The organism is Micromonospora sp. CB01531 (assembly GCF_001905095.1).
In the GTDB taxonomy this organism is placed as follows: domain Bacteria; phylum Actinomycetota; class Actinomycetes; order Mycobacteriales; family Micromonosporaceae; genus Micromonospora.
In genome coordinates this window covers 78,948-103,943 of sequence record NZ_LWLS01000063.1, presented here as the reverse complement: position 1 = coordinate 103,943, position 24,996 = coordinate 78,948, and the positions used below count along the sequence as shown (strand labels likewise).

Sequence of the window (24,996 nt, the reverse complement as noted above, 5' to 3'; positions counted from 1 at the left end):
CGATGCGGCGACCACGAGCGGTGACGCTGCCCACCCCGCACCCCCGCCGGGCCCTCGCGGTCGGGTCCGTCCTGGTGCTGGCCGCGGGGCCGGTGGCACTCGCGCCCGCACCCACCCCGACCCCAACCGCCACCACCCCCGCCGCCGACCGGGGCACCCAGCTCTACCTGGAGCAGTGCGCGAGCTGCCACGGGCCGCAGGGACAGGGATCGCAGCGGGGCCCGTCCCTGATCGGCGTCGGACCGGCCTCGGTGGACTTCCAACTCTCCACCGGGCGGATGCCGCTCTCGCAGGAGGTGCCGCAGGCCACCCGCCGCGCACCGGTCTTCTCCGCCGACGACATCTCCGCGCTGGTCGGCCACGTGGCCAGCTTCGGCGGCGGGGGCCCGCAGATCCCCCGGGTCGCGCCCGGCGACGTGGTCTCGGGCCGCGCACTCTTCGCCGCAAACTGCGCGCCCTGCCACGGGGCGGGCGGCTCCGGTGCGGTCCTCACCAACGGCTGGATCGCTCCGCCGCTCTACGAGTCCACGGCTACCCAGGTCGCCGAGGCGGTCCGGGTGGGCCCCGGGCTGATGCCGGCCTTCCCCAGCCAGGTGCTCACCGACCGGCAGGTGAACGACCTGACCAGCTACGTGCAGCGGCTGCGCTCCGAGCGACTGGACCGGGGCGGCAACCCGATCGGCCGGCTGGGGCCGCTGGCCGAGGGGCTGGTCGGCTGGGTGGTGGTGCTCGCCCTGCTGGTGGGCGCCGTGCGATGGCTGGGCCGGAGGGCGGGGGAGTGAGCGGCCAGACTCCGTCGAAGAGCGAGCGGGCCGCGAGCCGCCGGATCGCCGTCGCGTTCCTGGTGAGCGCCGCCGGGGCGGTCGGCTTCGCGGTCACGTACGGGTTGAACGGCGGTACCCAGTGGGAAGGGGTGTGCCTGGCGGTCGCCTTCGCCGGCCTGGCGGTGGGGCTCGCGGTCTGGTCCCGCCGGTTGGTGCCGGTCGGCGGCTATGTCGAGGAGCACGAGGGCTTCGTTCCGCCCCCCGCCGAGCAGGCAATGACCGCGGCGGTGTTCCGCGCGCCGGAGAGCCCGACGCGTCGGTGGGGGCTGCTCGCGGCGCTCGGCTTCGCGCTGACCGCCCTCGGCGTCGCCGCGCTGTTCCCGCTGCGCTCCCTGCTTCCGTGGGACCGGCAACGCCCGACGCGGTCGCTGAAGGACACCCCGTGGGGACCGGGTATCCGGCTGGTCGACGACCAGGGACGACCGTTACGGCCGGACGACGTCCCCGCCGACACGATGGTCGCGGTCTTTCCCGAGGGCAGTATCGACGTCGGGGACGCGCCCGCGTTCGCGGTCCGCCTCAACCCGGAGCGCTTCATCCGCCAGCCCGCCGGCGGGCACCTGGGCGGCCTGGTCGTCTGGTCGCTGCTCTGCACCCACGCCGGCTGCCCGGTGCGGCTCTACCTCAAGGGCGCCGGCCGCGTGCTCTGCCCCTGCCACCAGTCCTCTTTCGACCTGCTGGCCGGCGCCCGGCCGATCGCCGGCCCCGCGGCACGGCCCCTGCCGGGGTTGCCGATCGAGGTTGGCCCGGACGGCTTCCTGCGGGCCACCGGCGACTTCACCGCGCCGCCCGGCGCCGGATTCTGGAGCCGACCATGATCATGGGTCCGCTGGCCCGGGCGCTGGACGACCGGCTCCGGCTCTCCCCGATCACCCGCCGGGCGCTGGCGAAGATCTTCCCCGACCACTGGTCGTTCATGCTCGGGGAGATCGCACTCTACTCGTTCATCGCGCTGATCCTCACCGGCGTCTATCTCACCTTCTTCTTCGACGCCAGCTCCGCCGACCGGGTCTACCAGGGCTCCTACGCCCCGCTGGACGGCGCCACCACCTCCGCCGCGTACGCCTCGACGGTGCGGCTGAGCTGGGACGTCCGGGCCGGACTGCTGATCCGGCAGACCCACCACTGGGCGGCGTTGGCCTTCGTCGCGGCGATCGTGCTGCACCTGTCCCGGATCTACTTCACCGGGGCCTTCCGCAAGCCGCGCGAGCTCAACTGGCTGATCGGCGTGACCATGCTCGCCCTCGCCCTGGCCAACGGCTTCACCGGCTACTCGATGCCCGACGATCTCCTGTCCGGGTTGGGTCTGCGGATCATCACCTCGGTGGTGGAGTCCATCCCGCTGGTGGGGACCTGGCTGGCCGCGCTGGCCCTCGGCGGCGAGTTCCCCTCCGACGAGATGATCCCGCGGATATTCATCACCCACGTGCTGCTCGTACCGGCGATCCTCGTCGCCCTCATCTCGCTGCATCTGGGCATCCTGGTGCGGCAGAAGCACAGCCAGTTCCCGGGCCCGGGGCGAACCGAGCACAACGTGGTCGGCTCCCGGTTCTGGCCGGGTTACACCCTGCGCACGCTCGCCCTCTTCGCCTGGGTGCTGGCGGTGTTGTTCGCCCTCGGCGGGCTGGTCCAGATCAACCCGGTCTGGCTGTACGGTCCCTTCGCGCCGGCCGAGTCCAGCTCGCCGGCGCAGCCGGACTGGTATGTCGCCTGGGGCGACGGCGCGCTGCGCCTGTTCCCGCCATGGGAGTTCCGGATCGGCGGGTACCTGGTGCCGGCCCCGTTCTTCCCCGGCGTCGTGCTCGGCGGGCTGAGCTTCGTCGCCCTCTACCTGTGGCCGTTCATCGAACGATGGTGCACCCGCGACCGCCGCCCGCATCAGCTGCTCGACCGGCCCCGGAACCATCCGGTCCGGGTCGGCATCGGCGTGGGCGCACTGACCTTCTACGTGGTCCTCGTGGTGGCCGCGGGCGACGACATCCTCGCCCGGCTGCTCCGGGTCCCGGTCTACGACCTGTTGGCGCTGTTCCGCGTCCTGGTGCTGGTCCTGCCGATCGTGACCGGCGTGCTCGCGTTCCTCATCGCGCGGGCGCTGTGCCGGGGCGAGGCCGCCTCCCTCGGGGAACTCACCCGGGCCGACCTGCGCCGTGGGGCCCGCCCCGCGCCGCGGCGCCCGACCGGCGAGGACGAACCCGAGGTACCCGTCCGCCACCGCCCGGGGGAGCGGATCGAGCTGTGGCCGCAGGGTGAGGTGTGGCGGTGGCGCTACCGGAACGAGGCCGGACAGCTGACCCTCACCAACAACCGGGCCGTCACGTCGGAGGAGGAGGCGGTCGAGACCGCGCGGCTGGCCTACCCGGGCGTGGACCGGGTCGTGGTACCGGGGCCGCCCCCGCCGCCGGCCCGGGCGCTCCGGGTGGCCCTGCGCCGCTGGGGACGCGCGACCGCCGCCGGGTCGCTGCTCGTCGCGGCGCTGCTCGGGCGCAGGCGGGAACGCCGCCGGCGGCGGGACGGTGAGGACGAACCTCCGCCGCCCGAGCAGGCAGACGCCATCTCGGGCGGCGGCGACCCGACGTGAACCGCCGGGTCGGTGGCGGCGGCTGGGTCTGCCGCCGCGGTCAGTCGCGCCCGCATGCCGCGCCGCGCAGCGCGGTGAGCAGGGCGCGCAGCGCCGGCTGCTCCAGCGAGGTCTCCCGGACCGCCGCGTGGATCCGCCGGACCGGCCGCGGGTTCCGGATCTCCCGTACGGCCACCTCAGGGTGGCGGCTGTCGAGGGCGGTCCGCGGGATCACGCTGACGCCGAGCCCGGCGGCGACGAAACCTTGCGCGGTGGGGTAGTCGTCGCACTCCACCGCGGTCCGCGGATGGAAACCCGCCGCCGCGCAGGCGGCCAGCACCACCTCCCGGCACGGCCCGGCCGGCTCGCTGCTGACCCAGGGCTCCGCGGCGAGATCGGCCAGGTCGACCGCCTCCTTCGCGGCGAGGCGGTGATGGCGGGGCAGGACGGCCAGGTACGGATCGTCGAGCAGGTGGACGAGGTGGACGCCGTCGCGGACCGGCGGGCCCGTGCGGACGAGGATGGCCAGGTCCGCGTGGCCCTGCGCCACCTCCGGCAGCGGGTCGTCCGGGTCGATCAGCTTCAACTCGACGCGTACGTCCGGATGCTGCTGGCGGAACCGGGCCAGCGCGGGCGGGATCAGGGCGGCTCCGGCGGTGGCGAAGTAGCGCACCGTCAGCAGCCCGGTGCGGCCGGCCCGGAGCTCGGCCAGCGCGGTCTCCGCGTCGGCGATGCTCCGGCCGATGATGCCGGCATGCTCGGTGAGCAGCCGGCCTGCCGCGGTGGGGCGGACGCCCCGGCCGATCCGCTCCAGCAGCCGGACCCCGGTCTGCCGCTCCAGCGCGGCGATCTGCTGGCTGACCGCCGACGGGGTGTAACCGAGATGGGTCGCGGCCGCGGTGACCGAGCCGCTGGTCACGACCGCGCGGAGGACCTGGAGGCGACGCACGTCAAGCATGTAGCAGAGCTTAACGGTCAGGTAGAAACGTTCACTTGTCCTGCAGATCCGGTCGGGGCACCGTGGAGCCGGCACGACGCGACAACACGCCTCGACGGGAGAGCCATGATCAGCGGCGGCGCACGGAACCTGCTCCGGATGGGCGTACTGGCCCTGTTGTGGGGCTCCACCTTCCTGTGGATCACCGTGGCCCTGGACGGGTTCACCCCAGCCCAGGTGACCTTCGTCCGGTGCGCCCTGGGCGCCGCGGCACTCCTGCTGGCGTGCCGGCTGGCCGGCCATCGCCTGCCCACGGACCCGTCGATCTGGCGGCACCTGGCCGTAGCGGCGTTCCTCTGCAACGCCCTGCCGTTCGCGCTGTTCAGCCTCGGTCAGCGGACCGTCGACTCGGGGACCGCGGGGGTGCTGAACGCCACCACACCGCTCTGGTCTCTGCTGCTGGGCCTCGCGATCGGCGCGGAGCGCGACCTGCGCCCGATCCGCCTCGGCGGTCTCCTGCTCGGCTTCGCCGGAGTCGTGACCATCTTCGCTCCGTGGCGCCACGGGGGTCTGGTCAGCTGGAACGCCCTGGCCATCCTCGGCGCGGCCGTCAGCTACGCCGCCGCCTTCGCCTACCTGGGACGGACCCTGGTCGGCCGAGGCGTACCGACGATCGTGCTGTCCAGCGCCCAACTGCTCGCCGCGACCGGCTGGAGCGCGCTGTTCCTGCCCGTCGGTGGCCTCGACGCGCCGCGGGTGACCATGGCGTCGGTCGGCGCCCTCGTCGTCCTCGCCCTCGGCTGCACGGCGGTCACCTTTCACCTCACCTACAAGATCATCACTCACGAGGGCGCCACCAACGCCGCCAGCGTCGGCTATCTGCTGCCGGTCGTCTCGGTGACGTTGGGCGCGCTCCTGCTCGACGAGCCGGTCACCATCCGGATGACCGTCGGCATGGTCGTCGTCCTGCTCGGCGTCGGCCTGACCCGGTGGCCGCCACGGGCGCCGGAGGCACCGCCCGCCGCCGAGGTCGGTCATTCGCCGGCCCGTCGGCCCGTCGCGGACCCGGCGGACGCCGGGCCCGCCGCGGCGGCGGGCACCCGAGCCGGTTGAGCGGATCCGGCGCGGCGGCACCCACCGGTGTGCCACCGCCTGCGGCCCGCCCACTCACGCCGGTCGGATGAGGCACATTCCGCCCGGCGCGGGACCGTCCATGGCGGCCAACGCGTCCGGCACCTCGGCGAGGTCGATGGTGCGGGTGACCAGCTCGGCGGGGCGCAGCACGCCCGCGGTGACCAGCCGGAGCAGCTCCGGGTAGGCGTGCGCGGCCATGCCGTGACTGCCGCGCAGCTCCAGCTCGTACGCGATCACGAGGTCCATCGGCAGGGCCGGGCGGCCCTGGGCGGCGGGGAGGAGCCCCACCTGCACGTGCCGTCCGCGCCGCCGCAGGCTCTCGATCGAGGCGGCGCAGGTGGCGTGGCTGCCCAGGGTGTCGAGCGACAGGTGGGCCCCGCCGTCGGTCGCGTCGCGAACGGCCGCGGCCACCGCACCGGGGCCGGCGAGGGCACGCGCGTCCAGACAGACGGTGGCACCGCAGCGTCGGGCGAGTTCCAGCGCGCCGGGGGCGATGTCGACGGCCACCACCTGCGCACCGCACGCCGCCGCGATCATCACCGCGGACAGTCCCACGCCGCCGCAGCCGTGCACCGCCACCCACTCGCCCGCGGCGACTCGCCCCTGGCCGACCACCGCCCGGAACGCCGTGGCGAACCGGCAGCCGAGGGCCGCCGCAGCCGGGTAGCCCAGCTCGTCGGGGAGCCGGACCAGGTTGACGTATCGGCGTTCCGCACCGCCACGTACTCGGCAAACGAGCCCCAGTGGGTGAAGCCGGGCTGCGTCTGCCGCTCGCACACCTGCTGGTCCCCGGCGAGGCAGGCCGGGCACTGCCCGCACGCGCAGACGAAGGGCACGGTGACCCGGTCGCCGGGTCGCCAGCCGGGTACGCCGGCGCCGACCGCCGTGACGACCCCGGCGTACTCGTGGCCTGGGACGTGGGGCAGGCGGATGTCGGGATCATGCCCCTGCCACCCGTGCCAGTCGCTGCGGCACAGCCCGGTCGCCTCGACCCGGATCACCGCGCCACCGGGCGGCGGCACCGGATCCGGGACGTCGCGGACCTCGGGTCGGACACCGAACTCGTCGAAGATCACCGCACGCATGCGCCGCATCCTCACACGGCGTGGACGGGCGGCCAACCGTGGGCCGGGGGTCAGCGCCAGGCGACGCCGCGGGAGATGATGGCAGGGTGACGGCCAACGACCCCCCGGGTGACATCATCGAGATCGGCGGGCCGGTCCGCGACGACCGCCCCCGGCGCCCCTGGCGGAAGTGGCTGCCGCTGGTGCTCGTCGCCGGCGTCGGGCTGGCCGTCTATGCGCGCACCGGCGCCGACAGCCGGGCGGATCGGCCACCGGCGACCCCGTCACCGTCCGCGACCAGCGCCGCCGCATCGCCGAGCGGGGCCACCCCCAGGCCGGCCGCCCCAGCGGTCACCGAGCTCGGCCACCCCCTGCTCGGGATCGACGCCGGCTGGCAGCTGTACGGACGGGGGCCGGAATCGGTGGTCCGCGTCGAGTTCGCCCGCGGCCGGGTGACCACCACCCCCGTGCCGATGCTGCGCAGCACCGGCCCGGTCAACTTCCTGGTCGGCCCCGACCGGGTGGTCGTCCGGCCGTTGGACGCGGTGCCCGGCTACGTGGTGCCGGACGGGGGACCCGCGGCCGAAGCGAAAGACGAGTTCAGCCGCAGTGGCGCGGCGCTGCCCGGTCCGGATCCGACCTCGGTGTGGGTGAGCGAGGAAGAGGCCGGGCGGATGCTCCTGGTCCGCTTCGACGGCCGGCGCACCGGGCAGGCGCTCGTGCTCCCTCGGAGCATGCAGGGCTTCGCCGAGCCGGACGGTGCCGGGTACCCGCTCGTCGGCGCGACCGGCGGGGTCTACTCGCTGCGCCCCGCCGGTGTCCGGCGGATCACCACCGGCGAGGTGCTCGCCGTCGGCCCGAGACACTGGCTGGCCCGGGAGTGCGACGAGCGCCTGCGCTGCGCCGCCGTCCTGATCGAGCAGCGCACCGGGGCCCGACGTGCGGTGCCGCTGCGGCTGCCGGAGAACGAGGTCAGCCGTGGGCTGATCTCGCCGGACGGGACAAGGGCCGCCATCTGGGTGACCTCGTCGGGCGCATTGCCCCGGGTCCATCTGCTCGACCTGCGCTCCGGCGGGAACGTCCCGGTGGAGCTGGCGGTGGATGCTGGGTTCCTCCCGCAGGGAATGGTCTGGTCGCCGGACAGCCAGTGGCTGTTCGTCGCCGACACGGTCGGCCAGCTGCATGCCGTCGAGGTGGCGAGCGCCCGGCTGCGGGAACTCGGCGTCGGGTTGCCGCAGCTCGACCAGCTTGCGGTGCGGGCCGGATAGCCACCTCCGGCCCGCGGCCCGACGCCTACTGTTGCGAGGCGATCTGGATCAGGTTGCCGCAGGTGTCGTCGAACACGGCGGTGGTCACCGGGCCCATGGCCGTCGGCTCCTGGGTGAAGACGACGCCCTTCTCCCGCAGCCGGTCATACTCCTTGTGCACGTCGTCCACGGCGAACGACGTGTACGGGATGCCGTCGGCGACCAGCGCCGCCTTGAACGGCTTCGCCGCCGGGTGGGCGTCCGGCTCGAGCACCAGCTCGGTGCCGTCCGGCTGGTCGGGCGAGACGACGGTGAGCCAGCTGACCGCGCCCATCGGGATTTCGGTCTTCTTCACGAACCCCAGCACCTCGGTGTAGAACCGCAGCGCCTTCCGCTGGTCGTCGACGAGCACGCTGGTCAGGTTGATCCTCACGAGGACTCCTTCGTCCGGCGGTTGAGCCACCGCTCGACGATCTGTTCGAGCGGGGCGGGATTGATGGAATGGAACTTGTAACGCCCGTCGCGGCGTGACACCACCAGCCCGGCGGCCTCCAGCAGCTCGAGGTGCTGCGAGATCGCCTGCCGCGAGGAGGTGATCTGGTGCCGCATGGTCAGCCGGGAGCAGATCTCGAACAGGGTCTGGTCGTCGCGTTCGGTCAGCTCGTCGAGGATCTTGCGGCGGGTCGGGTCGGCGATCGCTCTGAACACGTCACCGTCTTTCACCGTGCCGAGTATATGCAAGCAGTCACTTGCCTATCAAGTCGCCGGCCCGGTACGCCCACCGGGCACGAGTCAGGAGGGATGGTCCCGGGACGGCTGCGGCCGCCGATCGACGGGCCTCTGGGGCGCTACCGGTTCGTGCGGGAAGTCCCGCCCGCCGCTCCACAGGGCCGGCACGGCGTCGAGGTTGCGGGCCAACGCGTAGCCGATGCTCTCGTAGTTGACCCGCCAACCGCGAAAGTGCGGCCAGGACTCCTCCGCCGAACGTTCCGTGACGAAGCCCGCCTTCTGCACGTGCGCCACGGCCTCGGCGTACTCCTCGAACGTCAGCCGGAGCGGACCGTCGGGGTCGGGGTCGGGGTCGAACGGGATGCGGACCACCCGAGCGATCTCGCGCAGCGCGGTGAACCCCGACCGCAGCATCAGCCGCGCGGCGGGGACGACCGCCGCGGACGGGGCAAGGGAGATGTGCATGGCGGCGGCGTCCATCACCGCGATCAGGGCGACCACCCAGCCGCGGTACGGGCGCGGCGAACGGAACGACAGCAGCACCGGGTAGTTGCTGTGTGTCTCGCCGATGTCGGCGGCCAGCCGCTCCCAGTCCTCGTACAGGCCGCGCAGCTCGTCGACGGTGCCGACGAGGGCCTGCCGGGCCAGCAGCTCGGGTCCCCAGGCGGGCTGCGAGGCGCGGGACTGGAGTAGGGTGACCTCCTGCTCCCGGCGGTTGAACGCGCCGTACAACGTCGGCAGGTAGGCGATCTGCAGCGCGATGACCACCGGTCCGCTCGCCGCGGCGATGAAGTCCAGCGGGTTGAGCGTGGACCGTTTGCCGGACGCGAAGCCGAGGGTGAACAGACTGGATCCGGCCTCCCGGAACGAGTCCGGCCACGAGATCCCGGACACCGCGTGCATGAGCAGCCCGTACGCGACCAGCAGCCCGGCCAGCCAGGACCACAGCATCGCGATCAGCACCGCCGGTGCGAGCCAGGCGAGGAACCGGTCGCGCACCTCGTAGCTGTGGAAGGGGGCCGACGTGCGGCGCAGCACCCATCGCATCGACCGCCACAGCACCCGCACCAACGCGGACCCCAACCCGCGGGGCACCACCAGACTGCCCAGGATGCTGCTCGCGACGAGGACCAGGACGGCCAGCCCGGCGATCCCCGCGAACCACCGCATCAGGTCCATCCGTGCCCCCGTCCGGGCGCAGGCGCGGCGGCGCACGTCCGCCAGGCTGCCACCGAGCCCACGTCACACCACCGTTCCCTCCACCGGCGCAGCCTCCTGTGGGGTTCAACGTCCGCGCGCACGGCGCGGCTACCGCGGCGCACCGCAGGAATCCGGCCCGGCACCCGTCACGCCCCCGGCACGAGATGGAGTTGCTGGGCGAGGAAGAGCAGGCTGACGGCGGCCACCAACGCGGCGACCGCCCACCCCGCGACCCGCAGGCTCAGGTGGATCGGGGTGGCGCCGATCAGCCTGGGGTTTCCGGCGGCCAGGACGAGCAGGACCAGCCCCAACGGGGTGGCGATGCCGCCGATCAGGCTCGCCAGGAACAGCAGCCGGATCGGACCTATCCCGGTGCTGGCCAGGGCGACGCCGGCCAAGGTCTGGGCGACGACCACCGCGTAGAACCGGGGCGCCTGGCGGGGAGTGCGGCTCAACCCTCGCGGCCAGCCGAAGGCGCTGGCGGTGACGTACCCGCCGCTGGCCATGATCACCGGTACCGCGATGATCGCCGAGGCGAGCAACCCCAACGAGAACAGGACGCCGGCCAGCGGCCCCGCCAGGGGACGCAGCGCCTGGGCGGCCTGCTCGGCGGTCTCGACCTGCTGGTGGTGCGCGCCGAGCGTGGCGCCGCTGGCGACCAGGATGCACCAGAAGATCACCGCGGCCAGGCCGCCGCCGACCTGCGCGTCGAACTCGCGGAACCGGAGCTGTTCTCGGGCCCGCGGTTCCTCGATCTGTTCCACCGTCTGCCACACGTACATGTAGCTCGTCAGGGTGGTGCCGAGGATCGCCAGCGCCCCCGCGAGATGGGCCTCGGTGAAGGGGATGGACGGGACCAGACTGCCCCGGGCCACCGCGAGCCAGTCCGGGTGAGCCAGCACCGCCGCCGCGCCGTACGCGAGCAGGCCCAGCATCACCACCTTGAGGACCCGCTCGACCTCGTCGTACTTGCCGAGCAGCAGCAGGGCGAGGACCCCTGCGGCGAAGGCCGGCGCCAGCCAGCGGGACTCCACCCCGACCAGCAGGCCGATCGCCGCCGCCCCGGCGGCGACGTCGGCGGCAATCGTCACGACGTTGACCCCCAGGATCGAGACCAACAACAGGATGCTCAGCACCCGGCCGTAGCCGTCGCGGACCGCCCGTTGCAGATCCCGCCCCGATAGCACGCCCACCCGGGTGGCGAGCACCTGCACCACCACCAGCGCCGGCATCATCAGCAGGGTCAGCCAGGCCAGCCCGAACATGGTGGTCGCCCCGACCACGACCAACGCCGCCACCGTGGTCGGATCCGTGTCCGCGGCCCCCGACACCAGGCCCGGGCCCAGCGACCGCAACCTGGACCCGGCGGCGGTCGCCGCCGCCCGGCGCGCCCGGCCACCCCGGCTTCGGACACCCCGGCGATCACCCATCCGTCAAATCTGGCAGCGCGGCGGCGCGCCCGTGCCGAAGTTCGCGAAAGCCCTGGGCCGGTCCGGTGGGCGTGGGGCGGTGCGCAACGGGTAAGCGGGTACCCGCGAGCGGGCGACGGGACGGCGGGTGCCGGTGGGGACGACCGAGGTGCGGGTACCGGGCGTCGGGGGACCCAGCGCGGAGGGGATCCTCGACCGGCCGATCGTGACCCGGGTCGCCGGCGACGAGAACGCCGGTTTCTTCCGTCCGAAGGCGGGCTACGGCGATCCGAGCGGACCGGGCGGGGCGCTCATCGAGGCGTACCGCTGGGGCGGCCTGACCGGCGGGCGGGTCGCCCGCTCCATCTCCCTGGTGCTGCTGCTGCCGTTCATGCTGAGCAACATCGCGATCTGGATGCTCCCACCCGCACCGGCCGGGTCCGTCGCCGATCTGCCGGCTGCTCGCCGCCACGCTGACCGCGATGTACGTGCTGGCGGTCGTCGGCGTGGCGCTCGACCTCGTCGCCTGGCAGTGCGCCACCTACCAGCACTGCGCCGCGGACCGCCGGACGATCTCGTGGCTGTCCGACCTGCAGCCCGCGCAGCGGCTCGCGCTGTCCGCCCTGGTGCCGATCGCCGCCGTGGCGATCCGTCTCGTGGCTCGGGGCGCGATCGTGGCGGCTGCCCGAGGACGCCTCGGCGACCACGGTGCCGGGCGGGTGCGGCGCCCTGCGCCTCGACGTCCCCGACTTCTGGGACAACTGGGCCCTCCTGCGCCGGCTGCGGGCGCTGCACGTGACGATCGCGTTCGGCACCATCGACGTCGTCCTACTGGGGGCGATCGCCCCGCACGACAACCGGATCGTCGGCTACGCCCTGCTCGCCCTGGCCACCATGGTGCTCGTCGCCGCGGCGGCGCTGCTCTGCGGCCCGGCCCGGCCACCCCACGGACGGACCGATCGGCAGGCTCATCCAGGCGTACGCGCAGCGATGCTGGTGGTCACCGCGCTGGCGGTCGGCTACGCCGCCGTGCCCCGGTCCGGGTGGGCCACCGGGACCGAACTGCCCGGCTACGCCGCTCTGGTCGGCTGGCTCTACGTGGCTCAGGCGGCCCTGATGCTGATCCTCGCCGCGGTGGTCCTGGGCCAGCGGAGCCGGAAGCGTGTTCCCGCCTACCTGGGCGGGCTGGGCGCCCCCGTCGTCGCCGCCTTCGCCATCGGTCTCGGGGTGGCCTACTCGTCCGCCGTCCTCTACGCGGCCTCGTACTCCCTCGACCGGAACCTGAACCCCACCCCCCGCCGACTGTTGCCCGGCGGCGTCCCGCCACTGCTGCCGCCGGTGGTGTATCGCTGGGCCGCGCTGGGCTTCTTCGTGGCCGTCCTGGTGACCGCCTTCGCCGCCCTCCTGCGCAGCCGGCTGACGCTGCGTCGACGGCGCCAGGGCGCGATGGAGATCCTGCGCCGTGATTTCCCGGACGCCCCGCCGGAGCCGCAGCCACGGGTCCGCGCGGTGCGCGACGTCATCGCCCGAGCGCAGCAGACCGACCGGAGTTGGCCGCTGCCCGCCGCGTACGCCGTGATCTTCGTGCTGATCCTCGGCTCCGCCGGGCTCTCCCTGGCGAGCATCGAGCCCAGAGAGCTGGGCCTGCGCATCGGTGGTGAGTCGCTGGCCCGGTCTGCGGTGTACCTCAGCCACCTCGGCACCAACCTGACCGGGCTCTTCGCCGTCGCCATGGCGGTCGCCGCGCCGTACACCCACCGGTTGAGGGCGGTTCGCATCGTGGGGGTGTTGTGGGATCTGGCCACGTTCTGGCCCCGCACCACGCACCCGCTGGCCCCGCCCTGCTACAGCGAACGGGCGGTGCCGGAGTTCACCCGACGGATCCGGTACCTCACCCGGCACCACGACGCTGTGGTGCTGTCCGGGCACAGCCACGGCGCGCTGCTGGCCGCCGCCGTGGTGCTGCAACTGGAGCCGGCGTGCCTCGACCGGGTCGCGTTGCTGACCGACGCCAATCCGTTGCGCCGCCTCTACAGCGTGGTGTTCCCCGCGTACCTCGGCCCCGGGACGCTGCACGACATCGGCGACCGGGTGCGGTGGCGCTGGCGGAACCTGTGGCGGGACACCGACTGGATCGGCGGCTGGGTCTTCTCCCCGGAACCGGCCGCACCGGCGGCGGGTGAACCGGCGGCACGGGAAGCCGCGGCCCGCCTCGTGGATCAGCGGGTGCGCGACCCGCACGGCCTGCTGACCCCACCGGGGGACACCGTGCCGCCACCGGTGCACGGACACACGTTCGACCCGAACGACGAGGATTACCAGCACGCGGTACGCGACCTGGTCACCCGGCTGCGGACGCGGTGACCCCGTGGCTCAACGGGCCGCGGAGATCAGGGCCAGACCGGTCTCCGGATCCACCCGTTTCGCCAACTCCGGCGCCACCTCCGAGATGATGACCTCGAGCGTCGGCCACACCCGGCCGCGCAGCAGGTGCCCACCGACCGTACTGCCGTCGGCCCGTCCCAGCACCGCGTGCACGTGCAGCGCGGGCTCGCCGTCCTTGGCGGCGACGTCGCCGAGCAGCGAGAGCACCTCGACCTGCTCCGCGACCGGGATGCGGCGGTAGTCACCGGCGTTGCGGTCGAACCAGCCGACCTCGGCGTCGGCGAACCCGCCCACCGCGGACACCCGCGCGGCGAGCAGCCCGTGCTCCCGCAGCGCCGCGCCGATGGTGGTGACCGCCTCCTCCTCCTTGTCGCAGACCACCACCAGCACCCGTCCGGTCTGGTGGCGTACCTCCCGCAGTCTCATTCGCGAATCTCCCTGTGCGGACCAGCTCCTGGTCTCCGGTCATCCGGCGGCAGGTGCGCCGCGGTCCCGTCCGGCAGAGTCCTTTCCCGAAGCGTAGGCAACGGGCATCTCCTCCGGTGGCGGTAAGACCGAGCGACCCTGGACGACCCGTGCCCGCCGCGGCTGGTGGCGTGAACGGCGCGGTCGCGGGAAGAAGCCGGCCAGCGGGCGGCCGGGTCGCCGTCGACGGGAGACCCGCGGCGTCACAGGTTGAGCGGCCTCGGGTCGGTGGCCAGCTCCCGGAACCGCTTCCGGGGGTCGGGTACCAGTCGCCGGGCGGACAGGTCGATCAGCCCACCCACCCCGGTCAGTCTCGCCACCGGGGTGCCGTCGACGCGGGTGTAGTCCTGGTCGAGGTGGAAGGTCTTCCCCTCGCCCCAACGGAAACCGCAGGACACGTCGACCTCGTCCCCGCCCCGCAGCTCCCGCAGGTAGCGCACGGTGACCTCCAGGGCGACCGGTCCCACCCCGCTGGCGAGGAGCCGGTCCTGCGAGATGCCGGCGGCCCGTAGGCACTCCCACCGGGCGTGCTCGGCGTACTGCAGGTAGACGGCCTGGTTCAGGTGGCCCTGGGTGTCGAGCTCGTAACCGCGGGCGGTGATGCGTACCCGGAACGGATCTCCCATGCCCGCGAGCGTAGCCAGATTCGGCGACATCGGCCGGCGCGGCGGTGTGGTTCGCCTACGGTTCGGAACCGACCCGGTCACGCCCCGATCGTCCGGCGGGCTGACCGGCTGACCGGCGCACAGCCTTGCGCCACCGCCCGGCCGCCAGGGCCAGGACGATCAGTACGACGGCGGCGCTGAGGCCCAGGACGACCGGCAGCGAGAACGCCGACAGGATCCCGGTGCGGCCCTGCCGCTCGCTCTTGCCGGCGACCAGCGGATGGTCGTCCTTCTTCTCGTCTGGGGTGACCAGGCGGCCGACGGACGCGTCGGGGGAGAGGGCGAAGCCCCAGTCGAGCAGCGCCGCCGCTTCGCCCAGACTCCCCAGCGGTGCGGTCTCCGCGCCGAGCAGGGTCACCGCGAGCCGCCGGCCGTTGCGTTCGGCCACACCCACGTACGTCTGCCGGGCCAGGTCGGTGAAGCCCGTCTTCCCGCCGAGCGTCCCGGGGTAGTGGTCCAGCAGGGTGTTGTCGTGGGTGATGGCGAAGCCCTCGGTTCCCGCCTCGGCCGGAATCTGCGCCACCCGGGTGGCGATGTACCGGCGGAAGTCCTCACGGGCGTAGGTGGCCCGCGCGATCAGCGCCAGGTCGTACGCGCTGGTGTACTGACCGGGGCCGTCCAGGCCGGAGGGGGTCGCCGCGTGGGTCTGGTTCGCTTGCAGCCGGTGCGCCTCGTCGTTCATCGCCTGTACGCCGCCCGGCCGGCCGGCGGGGCCGCCGCCCACGCGGGCCAGCACGTTGGCCGCGTCGTTTCCCGACCTGAGGAGCAGTCCGAGCCACAGACTCTCGACCGAGTAACGGCCGCCCGGGACCACCCCCATCAGGGAACTGGCCGGATCGAGATCCTGCAGATCCGCCCGGGTCACCTCCACGATCTGGGTCGGGTCCAGGCGCGGCATCAGGGCCGCGGCCAGCAGCATCTTCTGCACGCTGGCCGGCGTGCGGCGCTCGTGCGGGCCGCAGCCACCCAGCACCGCGCCGGTGTTCAGGTCGGCCACGAGCCACGAGGTGGCGGTCACCGCCGGTGCCATCGGAGCACCTGCGGGAATGGCTAGACCCGTCGTGGCCAGCGAATCTCCACCGATCGACTGATCGTCGGGACCGACCGGTGGCGGAGCCGGTGCGGCGGGCGGCGGCACCGGCGGCTTCACCGCCGGGCAGGGCACGTACGGTGCGGCTTCGGCCCGCCCCGGTGACCCGACCACCACGGTGGGCGCGGCCAGGAAGGCGCTGAACGCGACGGCGGCAATGCGAAAGATGGTCACGTCAATGCACCGTAATCGCCGACCAGGCGGGCCCGGTCGGGTTGCCGAAACTGGTCCCGGGAGCGGCGAGAATCCGGGCATCGGGGTGGCCGCCCACCTTCGGGTTATCTTGTCCACATTCGTGAAGCTTTCTCCTGAAGGTCCGGTTTCGTGGCAGTCTAAAGCACAGTGGCGTCGGGGGTGGATGCGCCGAGCCGCCCGATGATCGGTGTGTTCCTGACGAAACCGGCGCACGGCGACCGAGTCGGAGCCGATCCGGATCACCGGGAATCGGGTGCGGCTTCCGGACCGAGGTCGCGCAAGCGGAAACGCCGGGCGTAGCGGGTCGGGACGGGATGGGCGAGCAGCGTTTCGCTCTTTCTGTCGGAATGCGTCGCGAACCGAAAGTGTCCGGCCCATTTCTGCCGGTTGGTGAAACCACGGGAGATGTTTCCGTGAGCCTGATCCAAGCAGTCTGCCGAAATCGCGCATATGGCTTCGCGTCCCAGTGAGAATGTGGGCGGAGGGAAAGCCATGAACGGGGGGACAATATGGAGCTGAGGCGGCGATTGAGGCTGCTGTCGGTGACCATCGCGGCCACACCGCTGGTCCTCGTCGGGTGCACCGCCGACCGCTTGCCGGGTGCCAAGCAGGCGGCACCACCGCAGCTGACGGTGACGCCCGGCGACCAGGCGCGGGACGTGCCGGTCAGCGCCGAGGTGGGGACCGCCGTCAAGGACGGGAAGATCACCGGCGTGCGGTTGACCGATGACAAGGGCGCGCAGGTGCCGGCCGAGCCGCGGGAGGACGGGTCGAGCTGGGTGCCGACGCGGCCGTTGCAGAATTCGCGGACGTACACGGCGGAGGTGACCGCGACCGGTGAAAAGGGGCGGACGACCACGCAGAAGACGACGTTCACGACGATGGCCAAATCGACCAGAACGGCAGTCACAAGTGTCCTGAATTTCACCGGGGATCAGACGTACGGGACGGCCATGCCGGTAGTCGTCACGTTCGACCCGGCAATTCCGAAAGAGGCCAGGGCGGACGTGCAGCGGCGATTGTTCGTGAAGACGGATCCGCCGCAGCCGGGTACCTGGTCGTGGCTGGCCGACGGCAAGCAGGTCGAGTACCGGGCGCCGGACTTCTGGAAGCCGGGCACCAAGATCAGCGTGCGGAGTGCGCTGGAGGGCCTGCCGATCGGCAAGGACGCCATCGGGGACGCGGACCGTTCGGGGAGTTCGAAGATCGGCCGGCAGGTCTCGCTCGACATCGACAACGCCAGCAAGCAGATGTCGGTCTACGAGGACGGCAAACTGCTGCGGAAGGTCCCGGTCAGTCTCGGCAAGTCCAGCACGCCCACCTCGAGCGGCAACATGGTGATCATGGAGAAGTTCGAGTACACGACGTTCAACACGATGGGTGACCCGAACGGCGGTTACATCGTCGACGTCGAGGACGCGCAGCGGCTCACCAACGGCGGCGAGTTCATCCACGCCGCGCCATGGTCGGAGGGGGACCAGGGCTATACCAACGTCTCGCACGGCTGCACCAACGTCTCCAACGCCAACGCCGACTGGCTGATGCGGATCACGCAGGTCGGTGACCTGGTGACGGTCAAGGGCACCGAGGTGACGCTGGATCAGGGCAACGGCTGGACCGCCTGGAACGTCGGCTGGGACGAGTTCGCCAAGGGCAGCGCGCTGCCCGTACCGGCCGGGTTGAAGCCGACGGTCAGTGCCACGCCGCATCCGGGCGTGGTGGCCGGCGGGTCGGCGCCCGCCCCCGCCCGCTCCAACAGCGGCGGCTGATCGGGGCGTACACCTTTCGCACGATGGCACCGCGACCCGCGGCCGGAGCATCCGGCCGCGGGTCGCGGCGCTTGCTGTGGGTCGCCGAGAACCGGGCAATCCTCCGTATTTCTGCAGTAAGTGTGTTTAGCTGCCACAGAAGGGATGCCCTGCGTCGGGGAGGGTTTGGCATGCACGGACGTGAGCTGCGCGGTCTGCTGCATCCGTTCCTCCTGCTCCTGATCCTCGAACGGCCCGGTCACGGGTACGACCTGATCGACCGGCTCCGTGCCATGGGGATGCCCGATGTGGAACCCGGCCACGTCTACCGGGTGCTGCGCGGCCTGGAGCGCGACCGGTCGGTGATCTCCGTGTGGGAGACGACCGGGGCCGGACCGGCGCGCCGGTGCTACGAACTCACCGCGAAGGGCCGCCACGATCTCCGGTCTTGGACGGTCCGACTGGCGCAGCTCGACCAGGTCATCGGTGCCTGCCTGCGACGCGCGGCGGGTGCCTTCGAGGGGACGCGGGCCGGCCACCCTGAGCGGTACGCCGCCGCCCGCCACTGAACGGAGGAGCATGGAGTCGCCCGTGATACCGGCAGTTGACCGCGCGTTCGCCCGCCGGGTGGCGCCCGGGCAGGCGCTCGCCGATGACGCGGGGCGGATCGCGCGGGCCTGCTACGACATGGCCCTACGCTTCCACCGGGGCGGGAAGCTGATCGTCTTCGGCAACGGCGGGCCGGCGACCGACGCCCAGCATGTCGTGGTGGAGTTCGTCCACCCGGTCATCGTGGGCAAGCGGGCACTGCCGGCGATCTCGCTGACCAACGACGCCGCCACCCTCACCGGGATCGCCCGCGCCGAGGGCTTCGACGAGGTGTTCGCGGCCCAGCTGCGCCTGCTCGCCGCCCCGCAGGACATCGCGCTCGGCCTGTCCGTCGACGGTCGCTGCGCCAACGTGCGGCGCGGCCTGGTGACGGCCCGCGACCTCGGCCTGCTCACCGTCGGGCTGGTCGGCGGCGACGGCGGCGACCTCGCCCGGGACGCCGTCGCCGACCACGTCGTGGTCGCCCGCTCCGACGACCCGTGCATCGTGAAGGAGGTGCACGTGACGACCTACCACATCCTGTGGGAGCTGGTGCACGTGTTCTTCGAGCAGCCCGGACTGCTGGCACCGGAGCTGGTCCGGTGACCGCGCACCCACCGCCGGCGCCAGCCGTACCGGCGTGCCACGGCGACGTGTGCATCACCTGTTCCGACGTGGCCGTTGCCGTCCGGGTACGGGAACTGCTGGCCGACGGCCTGGCCGTGGTCGACACGGACGCCGGCCCGGAGGAGGTCAGTGTGGCCCTGGTCGAGGCGGGACCGGGCGACGTGGTGCTCGTACATGCCAAGGAGGCCATCGCCGTGGTGGAGAGGCGCCCATGAGCGAGCGTCAGCGAGCGAATCATCGGCACAGTGCGGTGGTGCCTCATGGCGGCACGGAGCGCAGCGGAGTGCCGTCATGAGCGAGCGTCAGCGAGCGAGTCGTCAGCACAGTGCGGTGGTGCCTCATGGCGGCATGGAGCGCAGTGGAGTGCCGTCATGAGCGCGGGGGTGGAGGGTGCGATCGGGTCGCTCTATCCGTTCCTCGACACCCGGCCGACCGACGTGGACGCGGTGCTGGCCGCGGTGGCGAGGTCCACCGCCGAGAAGGCGGCGGAGATCGTCGCCCTCCGCGACTCCCTGGTCGCCGAGCACGGGCAGCGGCTGGTCGACTGCGCCGGCCGGTGCGCCGACGCCTTCCGTGCCGGCGGCACGCTGTTCGCGTTGGGCAACGGCGGCAGCAGCACCGACGCGCAGGACCTCGCGCAGTTGTTCCTGCACCCGCCGACGGCCGCCCGCCCGTTGCCGGCGATCTCGCTGACCCACGACGTCGCACTGATCACCGCACTCTCCAACGACGTCGGGTTCGAGGTGGTCTTCGCCCGCCAGGTGGCGGCGTTCGGCCGCGCCGGGGACATCGTGGTGGGGCTGTCCACGAGCGGCGGGTCGACCAACGTCCTGCGGGCGTTCGAGGAGGCGGCCCGGCGCGGCATGCTCACCATCGGCATCGCCGGGTACGACGGCGGCCGGATGGCGGAATCCGAATTCGTCGACCACCTGTTCGTGGTGCCGTCGCCTTCGGTGCACCGGGTCCAGGAGGCGCAGACGACGGTCTACCACGTGCTCTGGGAACTCACCCAGCAGGCGTTGGCCGACGACCGCTGATCCGGAACCATGGAACTGACCAGTGTGCGGCGGGTGCACGTCCGCGTCGAGGGCATCGTGCAGGGCGTCGGCTTCCGGCCGTTCGTGCACGCGCTGGCCACCGAGTACGACCTGGCCGGGTTCGTCGGCAACGACACCGCCGGCGTCTTCGTCGAGGTCGAAGGCGACGGGGACCGGCTGGCCGACTTCGTGGCCGACCTCAGCCGCCGCGCGCCGACCCTCGCCCAGGTCGAACGGCTCACCACCGAGCCGGTCCCGCCGACCGGCCAGCCCGGCTTCACCATCGTCACCAGTGTCACCGGCACCGGCCGGGAAGCCCTGATCTCCCCCGACACCGCCACCTGCCCGGACTGCCTCGCCGAGCTGTCCGACCCGGCGGACCGGCGCCACCGCTACCCGTTCACGAACTGCACCAACTGCGGCCCGCGGTTCACCATCGTCGAGGACGTCCCGTACGACCGCCGCACCACCACGATGGCCGAGTTCCCGCTCTGCGCCGACTGCGCCGTCGAGTACGCGGACCCCGGCAACCGCCGCTTCCACGCCGAGCCGGTGTGCTGCCCCGCCTGCGGTCCAGCCCTCCGGCTCGTCGACGCCGACGGCGCCCCGGTCTCCGGCGACCCCGTGGACACCGTCGTCCGGTGGCTGGGGGACGGCCGGATCGTCGCCGTCAAGGGCCTCGGCGGCTACCACCTGGCCGCAAGGGCCGACGACGAGCGGGTCGTCTCGACGCTGCGCGCCCGCAAGCACCGCGAGGAGAAACCGTTCGCGGTGATGGCCGCCGACCTGCGGGCGGCGCGCGCCCTGGTCGACGTGGCGCCGGCGGCCGTGCCGGTGCTCACCGGGGCCCGCCGTCCCGTGGTGCTGCTGCCCCGCCGCGCCGACGCCCCGGTCGCCGCGTCGGTGGCGCCGGGCAACCGCGACCTGGGCGTGATGCTGCCGTACACGCCGCTGCACCAGCTGCTGCTCGGCCGGCTCGGCATGCCGATCGTGCTGACCAGCGGCAACGTCTCCGACGAGCCGATCGCGCACCGCGACGACGACGCCCGCCGGCGGCTGGCCCCGATCGTCGACGCCTTCCTCACCCACGACCGGCGGATCCACGTCCGCGCCGACGACTCGGTGGTACGCGTGTTCCGGGGCCGCGAGCTGGCGGTGCGGCGGTCCCGTGGTTACGTGCCCGCGCCGATCACCCTGCCCTGGCGGTTCGACCGGCCGGTGCTGGCCTGTGGCGCGGAGCTCAAGAACACCTTCTGCGTGGCCAAGGGGCGGCGCGCGTTCGTGTCGCACCACATCGGCGACCTGGCGAACTACGAGACGTTGCGGGCGTTCACCGACGGGATCGCGCACTTCACCCGGCTCTTCGACGTCCGGCCGGAGGTCGTCGCCCACGACCTGCATCCCGAGTACCTGTCCACCAAGTACGCGCTGCAGCGCAACGACGTCGAGCTGCTCGGCGTCCAGCACCACCACGCCCACATCGCGTCCTGCCTGGCCGACAACGGAGAACCCGGACCAGTGATCGGCGTTGCCTTCGACGGTCTTGGCTACGGCCCGGACGGCACCCTCTGGGGCGGGGAGCTGCTCGTCGCGGACCTGACCGGCTTCGACCGGGTCGGCCACCTGGCCACGGTCCCCATGCCCGGAGGCACCGCTGCGGTGCACGAGCCATGGCGGATGGCCGCGGCCCATCTCCACGAGATCTACGGCGACGCCGTGCCCGACCTGGCCGTGCGGCGCCGGCACGAGCGGCACTGGCCCACCGTGGTCACGTTGGGGCGCACCGGGACGAACTCGCCGCGCACCTCCAGCGCCGGCCGGCTGTTCGACGCCGTCGCGGCGATCCTCGGCCTGCACGACCGGGTCACGTACGAGGGGCAGGCGGCGATCGCCCTGGAGCAGCGGGCCGATCCCGACGAGCGGGGCGGCTACCCGGTCGCGGCGACCGGCCCGGTGCCGCTTCTCGATGCCGGCCGCGATCTGGTCCGGTACGTGGTCGACGACCTGCTCGCCGGGGTGGACCCCGGCCGGATCGCCGCCCGTTTCCACCACGGCCTGGCCGACGCCGTGGTCGCGGCGGCCGGAGCCGTCCGGGAGCGCACCGGCCTGGCCACGGTCGCGCTCTCCGGTGGGGTCTTCCAGAACGTGCTGCTGCTCGACCGCGTGGTGGGCGGGCTGGAGCGCGACGGATTCCGGGTGCTCGTGCACTCCCGGGTGCCGCCCAACGACGGTGGGATCTCGCTCGGACAGGCCGCGGTGGCCGCGGCCCGGGCCGTGCCGGCCACCTGACCTCACGCCGCAGCCACCTGTGCCCGCGGCCGGCCCTGAGCCGCGGGCACAGGCGCACGCGGCGTGGATCGTGCCGCCGGCGACCGCGGTCAGCAGATCCGCGGGAGCGGATCCCCGACCAGCATGTCGACCACCCGGGTGCCGCCGAACGCCGTGTGGAGCAGCACCATCCCGGGTGGGTCGGCGGTGATCCGGCCGATGACCGCCGCGCCGTCGCCGAGCGGGTGGCCGCGCAGCGCCGCCACCGCGGCCTCCACCTGCGCGCCGTCCACCACGGCCACCAGGCGCCCCTCGCAGGCCACGTAGAGCGGGTCGATGCCGAGCAGTTCGCAGGCGCCGGTCACGGCGGGACGTACCGGCACCGCGGCCTCGTCGACGACGACGGCGACCCGGGCCGCCTGCGCCACCTCGTTGAGGATGGTCGCGACGCCGCCCCGAGTGGCGTCGCGCAGCAGCCGCACCCCGGGCGCCGCGTCCAGCAGCGCGGCCACCAGACCGGGTAGCGCCGCGGTGTCCGAGGTCAGGTCGGCGGCGATGTCCAACTCGCCGCGGGCGAGCATGATGGTCACCCCGTGGTCGCCGATCGGCCCGGAGACGACGACCGCGTCACCGGGGCGGACCTGCGCGGTGCCGAGCGTCACCGGCCGCTCCAGCACACCCACGCCGGCGGTGTTGACGTAACAGCCGTCGGCCTTGCCCCGCTGCACCACCTTCGTGTCGCCGGTGACCACCTGGACCCCGGCGCGCTCCGCCGCGGCAGCCATGGAGGCGACGATCCGCCGCAGGTCGGCGACGGGAAAGCCCTCCTCCAGGATGAACCCGGCCGACAGGTACAGCGGCCGGGCGCCGCTGACCGCGAGGTCGTTCACCGTGCCGTTGACGGCGAGATCGCCGATGTCGCCGCCGGGGAAGAACAGCGGCGACACCACGTACGAGTCGGTGGTGAAGGCCAGCCGGCCGGTGCCCACGGAGAGCACGGCGGCATCGTCGAGCGCCTCCAGCGTCGGGTTGCGGAACGCCTCCACGAACAGCCCTTCGACCAGGCTGTGCGTCGCCTTCCCACCCGCGCCGTGCGCGAGCGTCAGTCGGCTCTCCCGGATTCTCGGCGCGCGTTGGCGGGCCCGCTCGATGCGCTGGAGCACCTGCTGCTCCGGCGACAGCCGCCCCGACCGGTGACCGGTCGTCGCCTCGGCCTCGGCCACCGCGCGTTCGGCCCAGCCGGCGGTGCGTTCGGTCGTCATACCGCGCTCGCCTCCGTCAGCCGCTGCCGCGCGAAGCGGCCGAAGTTGTAGTAGGCCGCGCACGCGCCCTCGGAGGAGACCATGCACGTGCCGATGGGTGTCTCCGGCGTGCATGCGGTGCCGAACACCTTGCACTCCCACGGCTTGAGCACTCCCTTGAGCACCTCGCCGCACTGGCAGGCCTTCGGGTCCGCGACGCGTACCCCGGGCACCTCGAAGATCCGCTCGGCGTCGTATGCCGCGTACTCGTCCCGCATCCGCAGCGCCGAGTGCGAGATGAAGCCGAGGCCGCGCCACTCGAAGTACGGGCGCAGCTGCATGACCCGGCCGATCGCCTCCAGCGCCCGCAGGTTGCCGTCCCAGGGCACCACCCGGGTGTACTGGTTCTCGACCTCGCAGCGGCCCTCCGCGAGCTGTTTGAGCAGCAGGTAGACCGACTGCAGGAGATCCAGTGGTTCGAACCCGGCGCACACCAGCGGCTTGCCGTAGTCGCGGGCGATGAACTCGTACGGCCGGCAGCCGATGACGGTGGAGACGTGCCCGGGCCCGAGGAAGCCGTCGAGGCGCAGGTCCGGCGAGTCGAGGATCGCCTTGATCGCCGGAAGGATGGTGACGTGGTTGCAGAAGACCGAGAAGTTGTCGACACCCTCGGCGGCCGCCCGCAGCACGGTCATCGCCGTGGACGGGGAGGTGGTCTCGAACCCGATCGCCATGAAGACCACCTTGCGGTCCGGGTTGGTCCGGGCGATCTTCAGGGCGTCCAGCGGCGAGTACACCATCCGGATGTCCGCGCCAGCCGCCTTGGCGTCCAGGAACGAGCCGTTCCCGCCGGGGACCCGCATCATGTCGCCGAACGCGGTCATGATGACGCCCGGCTCGTGGGCGATGGCGATGGCGTCGTCCACCCGGCCCATCGGGATGACGCAGACCGGGCAGCCCGGTCCGTGCACGAGCGAGACGTTCTCCGGCAGGTAGTCCTCGATCCCGTGCTTGTAGATGGTGTGCGTGTGCCCGCCGCACACCTCCATGAACTTGTACTGCCGTCCCGGCTCGCACAATGCGGCGATCTGGGTGGCCAACGCCTGGGCCTTGTCCGCGTCGCGGTACTCGTCGACGAAACGCATCTGGTGATCCCCTAGCTGATGTCGGATTCGGCGAGCGCCTGCAACTCGTCGGTGTACGCCTGTCCGAGGCCAGTCAGCAGCGCCAACGTGGCGGCCGCCTCGGCCTCGTCGATCTTGGACATGGCGAACCCGACGTGGACGAGCACCCAGTCGCCCACGCCGACCTGGTCCGCCTCAAGCAGGCCGATGTTGACCGCCCGCCGGACGCCCACGACGTCGACGACGGCGAGATCGTCGTGACCGGCCTTGATCTCGACGATCTCGCCCGGGATACCTAGACACATCGGCTTGTTCGGCCCTTCCTGCTCACATCTTCTCGATCTTGATGTAGCGCCGCAGCGCGGGCAGTTCCTTCCAGAACAGCCCCACGACGGCGGCGCCGGCCAGCAGCGCCAGCAGCTTCCGCATGACTCACCTCCTTCGGGCCCGGCCCGGATCCGC

General features: G+C 72.7%; 26 protein-coding genes. 12 read left to right on the top strand and 14 right to left on the bottom strand.

Features of this window, described 5'->3' with window-relative positions:
- Window positions 1-2 precede the first annotated feature (2 nt).
- From qcrC to qcrB, 3 genes are read left to right on the top strand one after another with little or no spacing between them, the layout of a single operon-like run.
- Complete coding sequence (gene qcrC, locus A6A27_RS14895) at window positions 3-782, top strand: cytochrome bc1 complex diheme cytochrome c subunit (protein ID WP_083672611.1); 780 nt, start codon at window positions 3-5, stop codon at window positions 780-782.
- A complete protein-coding gene (locus A6A27_RS14890; RefSeq protein ID WP_073835187.1) occupies window positions 779-1,642 on the top strand; it encodes a ubiquinol-cytochrome c reductase iron-sulfur subunit in 864 nt (287 codons plus the stop codon). Before qcrC ends, A6A27_RS14890 begins: the two co-directional genes overlap by 4 nt.
- Entirely contained in the window at window positions 1,639-3,402 is a 1,764-nt protein-coding gene (gene qcrB, locus A6A27_RS14885; protein ID WP_083672609.1) for a cytochrome bc1 complex cytochrome b subunit, read from the top strand. The genes A6A27_RS14890 and qcrB overlap by 4 nt, the downstream gene beginning before the upstream one ends.
- Window positions 3,403-3,442: 40 nt before the next feature.
- Here qcrB and A6A27_RS14880 read toward each other — a convergent pair whose 3' ends face one another.
- Entirely contained in the window at window positions 3,443-4,339 is an 897-nt protein-coding gene (locus tag A6A27_RS14880; protein WP_073835185.1) for a LysR family transcriptional regulator, read from the bottom strand.
- A gap of 105 nt (window positions 4,340-4,444) precedes the next feature.
- Between A6A27_RS14880 and A6A27_RS14875 the strand changes: the two genes are divergently transcribed.
- Window positions 4,445-5,431 carry a DMT family transporter gene (locus A6A27_RS14875; RefSeq protein ID WP_073835184.1) on the top strand — a complete coding sequence of 329 codons (987 nt, stop codon included), beginning with the start codon at window positions 4,445-4,447 and terminating at the stop codon, window positions 5,429-5,431.
- A 54-nt stretch (window positions 5,432-5,485) separates the two neighbouring features.
- Here the strand turns inward: A6A27_RS14875 and A6A27_RS45885 are convergent, their stop codons facing one another.
- Entirely contained in the window at window positions 5,486-6,007 is a 522-nt protein-coding gene (locus tag A6A27_RS45885; protein ID WP_241825261.1) for a zinc-binding dehydrogenase, read from the bottom strand.
- Window positions 5,989-6,537, bottom strand: coding sequence for an alcohol dehydrogenase catalytic domain-containing protein (locus A6A27_RS45880; RefSeq protein ID WP_241825260.1), 549 nt, complete (start codon window positions 6,535-6,537; stop codon window positions 5,989-5,991). The genes A6A27_RS45885 and A6A27_RS45880 overlap by 19 nt, the downstream gene beginning before the upstream one ends.
- A gap of 86 nt (window positions 6,538-6,623) precedes the next feature.
- Here A6A27_RS45880 and A6A27_RS14865 point away from each other — a divergent pair, with 86 nt between their 5' ends.
- Window positions 6,624-7,784 carry a hypothetical protein gene (locus tag A6A27_RS14865; protein WP_073835183.1) on the top strand — a complete coding sequence of 387 codons (1,161 nt, stop codon included), beginning with the start codon at window positions 6,624-6,626 and terminating at the stop codon, window positions 7,782-7,784.
- 25 nt (window positions 7,785-7,809) lie between these two features.
- On the opposite strand, the gene A6A27_RS14860 is transcribed toward A6A27_RS14865, so the two are convergent.
- The 4 genes from A6A27_RS14860 to A6A27_RS14845 form a co-directional block, all read right to left on the bottom strand.
- On the bottom strand, window positions 7,810-8,196 hold the full coding sequence (locus A6A27_RS14860) for a VOC family protein (RefSeq protein WP_073835182.1): 387 nt from the start codon (window positions 8,194-8,196) through the stop codon (window positions 7,810-7,812).
- Window positions 8,193-8,486 carry an ArsR/SmtB family transcription factor gene (locus A6A27_RS14855; protein WP_073835181.1) on the bottom strand — a complete coding sequence of 98 codons (294 nt, stop codon included), beginning with the start codon at window positions 8,484-8,486 and terminating at the stop codon, window positions 8,193-8,195. Before A6A27_RS14855 ends, A6A27_RS14860 begins: the two co-directional genes overlap by 4 nt.
- 69 nt (window positions 8,487-8,555) lie before the next feature.
- Window positions 8,556-9,671, bottom strand: a complete 1,116-nt coding sequence (locus A6A27_RS14850; RefSeq protein ID WP_158073983.1) for a hypothetical protein — start codon at window positions 9,669-9,671, stop codon at window positions 8,556-8,558.
- 167 nt (window positions 9,672-9,838) lie between these two features.
- Window positions 9,839-11,122: an NRAMP family divalent metal transporter gene (locus A6A27_RS14845; protein ID WP_083672608.1), complete on the bottom strand. Its 1,284-nt coding sequence runs from the start codon at window positions 11,120-11,122 to the stop codon at window positions 9,839-9,841.
- A 687-nt stretch (window positions 11,123-11,809) separates the two neighbouring features.
- Between A6A27_RS14845 and A6A27_RS14840 the strand changes: the two genes are divergently transcribed.
- Window positions 11,810-13,465 (top strand): hypothetical protein, encoded by a 1,656-nt coding sequence (locus tag A6A27_RS14840; protein ID WP_083672607.1) that lies wholly within the window; start codon window positions 11,810-11,812, stop codon window positions 13,463-13,465.
- A 9-nt stretch (window positions 13,466-13,474) separates the two neighbouring features.
- On the opposite strand, the gene A6A27_RS14835 is transcribed toward A6A27_RS14840, so the two are convergent.
- The 3 genes from A6A27_RS14835 to A6A27_RS14825 form a co-directional block, all read right to left on the bottom strand.
- Window positions 13,475-13,912, bottom strand: a complete 438-nt coding sequence (locus A6A27_RS14835; RefSeq protein ID WP_073835179.1) for a PPC domain-containing DNA-binding protein — start codon at window positions 13,910-13,912, stop codon at window positions 13,475-13,477.
- Between the two features lie 242 nt (window positions 13,913-14,154).
- Window positions 14,155-14,577, bottom strand: a complete 423-nt coding sequence (locus A6A27_RS14830; RefSeq protein ID WP_073835178.1) for an acyl-CoA thioesterase — start codon at window positions 14,575-14,577, stop codon at window positions 14,155-14,157.
- A gap of 55 nt (window positions 14,578-14,632) precedes the next feature.
- Window positions 14,633-15,880, bottom strand: a complete 1,248-nt coding sequence (locus A6A27_RS14825) for a D-alanyl-D-alanine carboxypeptidase family protein (RefSeq protein WP_073835177.1) — start codon at window positions 15,878-15,880, stop codon at window positions 14,633-14,635.
- 530 nt (window positions 15,881-16,410) lie between these two features.
- Between A6A27_RS14825 and A6A27_RS14820 the strand changes: the two genes are divergently transcribed.
- The 6 genes from A6A27_RS14820 (at window position 16,411) to hypF (ending at window position 22,190) form a co-directional block, all read left to right on the top strand.
- Complete coding sequence (locus A6A27_RS14820) at window positions 16,411-17,670, top strand: L,D-transpeptidase (protein ID WP_073835176.1); 1,260 nt, start codon at window positions 16,411-16,413, stop codon at window positions 17,668-17,670.
- A 170-nt stretch (window positions 17,671-17,840) separates the two neighbouring features.
- Window positions 17,841-18,218 (top strand): helix-turn-helix transcriptional regulator, encoded by a 378-nt coding sequence (locus tag A6A27_RS14815; RefSeq protein ID WP_073835175.1) that lies wholly within the window; start codon window positions 17,841-17,843, stop codon window positions 18,216-18,218.
- A gap of 10 nt (window positions 18,219-18,228) precedes the next feature.
- The gene (locus tag A6A27_RS14810) at window positions 18,229-18,843 is read left to right on the top strand and encodes a D-sedoheptulose-7-phosphate isomerase (protein ID WP_073835174.1); all 615 of its coding nucleotides are present in this window, start codon (window positions 18,229-18,231) and stop codon (window positions 18,841-18,843) included.
- Window positions 18,840-19,079 carry a HypC/HybG/HupF family hydrogenase formation chaperone gene (locus tag A6A27_RS14805; protein ID WP_198940308.1) on the top strand — a complete coding sequence of 80 codons (240 nt, stop codon included), beginning with the start codon at window positions 18,840-18,842 and terminating at the stop codon, window positions 19,077-19,079. Before A6A27_RS14810 ends, A6A27_RS14805 begins: the two co-directional genes overlap by 4 nt.
- Before the next feature lie 156 nt (window positions 19,080-19,235).
- Window positions 19,236-19,901 (top strand): D-sedoheptulose-7-phosphate isomerase, encoded by a 666-nt coding sequence (locus tag A6A27_RS14800; RefSeq protein ID WP_073835173.1) that lies wholly within the window; start codon window positions 19,236-19,238, stop codon window positions 19,899-19,901.
- 9 nt (window positions 19,902-19,910) lie between these two features.
- Window positions 19,911-22,190, top strand: coding sequence for a carbamoyltransferase HypF (hypF, locus tag A6A27_RS14795; protein ID WP_198940307.1), 2,280 nt, complete (start codon window positions 19,911-19,913; stop codon window positions 22,188-22,190).
- A gap of 89 nt (window positions 22,191-22,279) precedes the next feature.
- Here hypF and hypE read toward each other — a convergent pair whose 3' ends face one another.
- Genes hypE through A6A27_RS47445 form a run of 4 tightly spaced genes read right to left on the bottom strand, consistent with a single transcriptional unit; the run spans window position 22,280 to window position 24,963 of the window.
- On the bottom strand, window positions 22,280-23,431 hold the full coding sequence (gene hypE / locus A6A27_RS14790) for a hydrogenase expression/formation protein HypE (protein ID WP_083672604.1): 1,152 nt from the start codon (window positions 23,429-23,431) through the stop codon (window positions 22,280-22,282).
- A complete protein-coding gene (hypD, locus tag A6A27_RS14785) occupies window positions 23,428-24,555 on the bottom strand; it encodes a hydrogenase formation protein HypD (protein WP_073835172.1) in 1,128 nt (375 codons plus the stop codon). Before hypD ends, hypE begins: the two co-directional genes overlap by 4 nt.
- A gap of 11 nt (window positions 24,556-24,566) precedes the next feature.
- Window positions 24,567-24,839, bottom strand: a complete 273-nt coding sequence (locus A6A27_RS14780) for a HypC/HybG/HupF family hydrogenase formation chaperone (RefSeq protein WP_073835171.1) — start codon at window positions 24,837-24,839, stop codon at window positions 24,567-24,569.
- A gap of 22 nt (window positions 24,840-24,861) precedes the next feature.
- Entirely contained in the window at window positions 24,862-24,963 is a 102-nt protein-coding gene (locus A6A27_RS47445; protein ID WP_387423763.1) for a DUF6893 family small protein, read from the bottom strand.
- Between the last annotated feature and the right edge of the window lie 33 nt (window positions 24,964-24,996).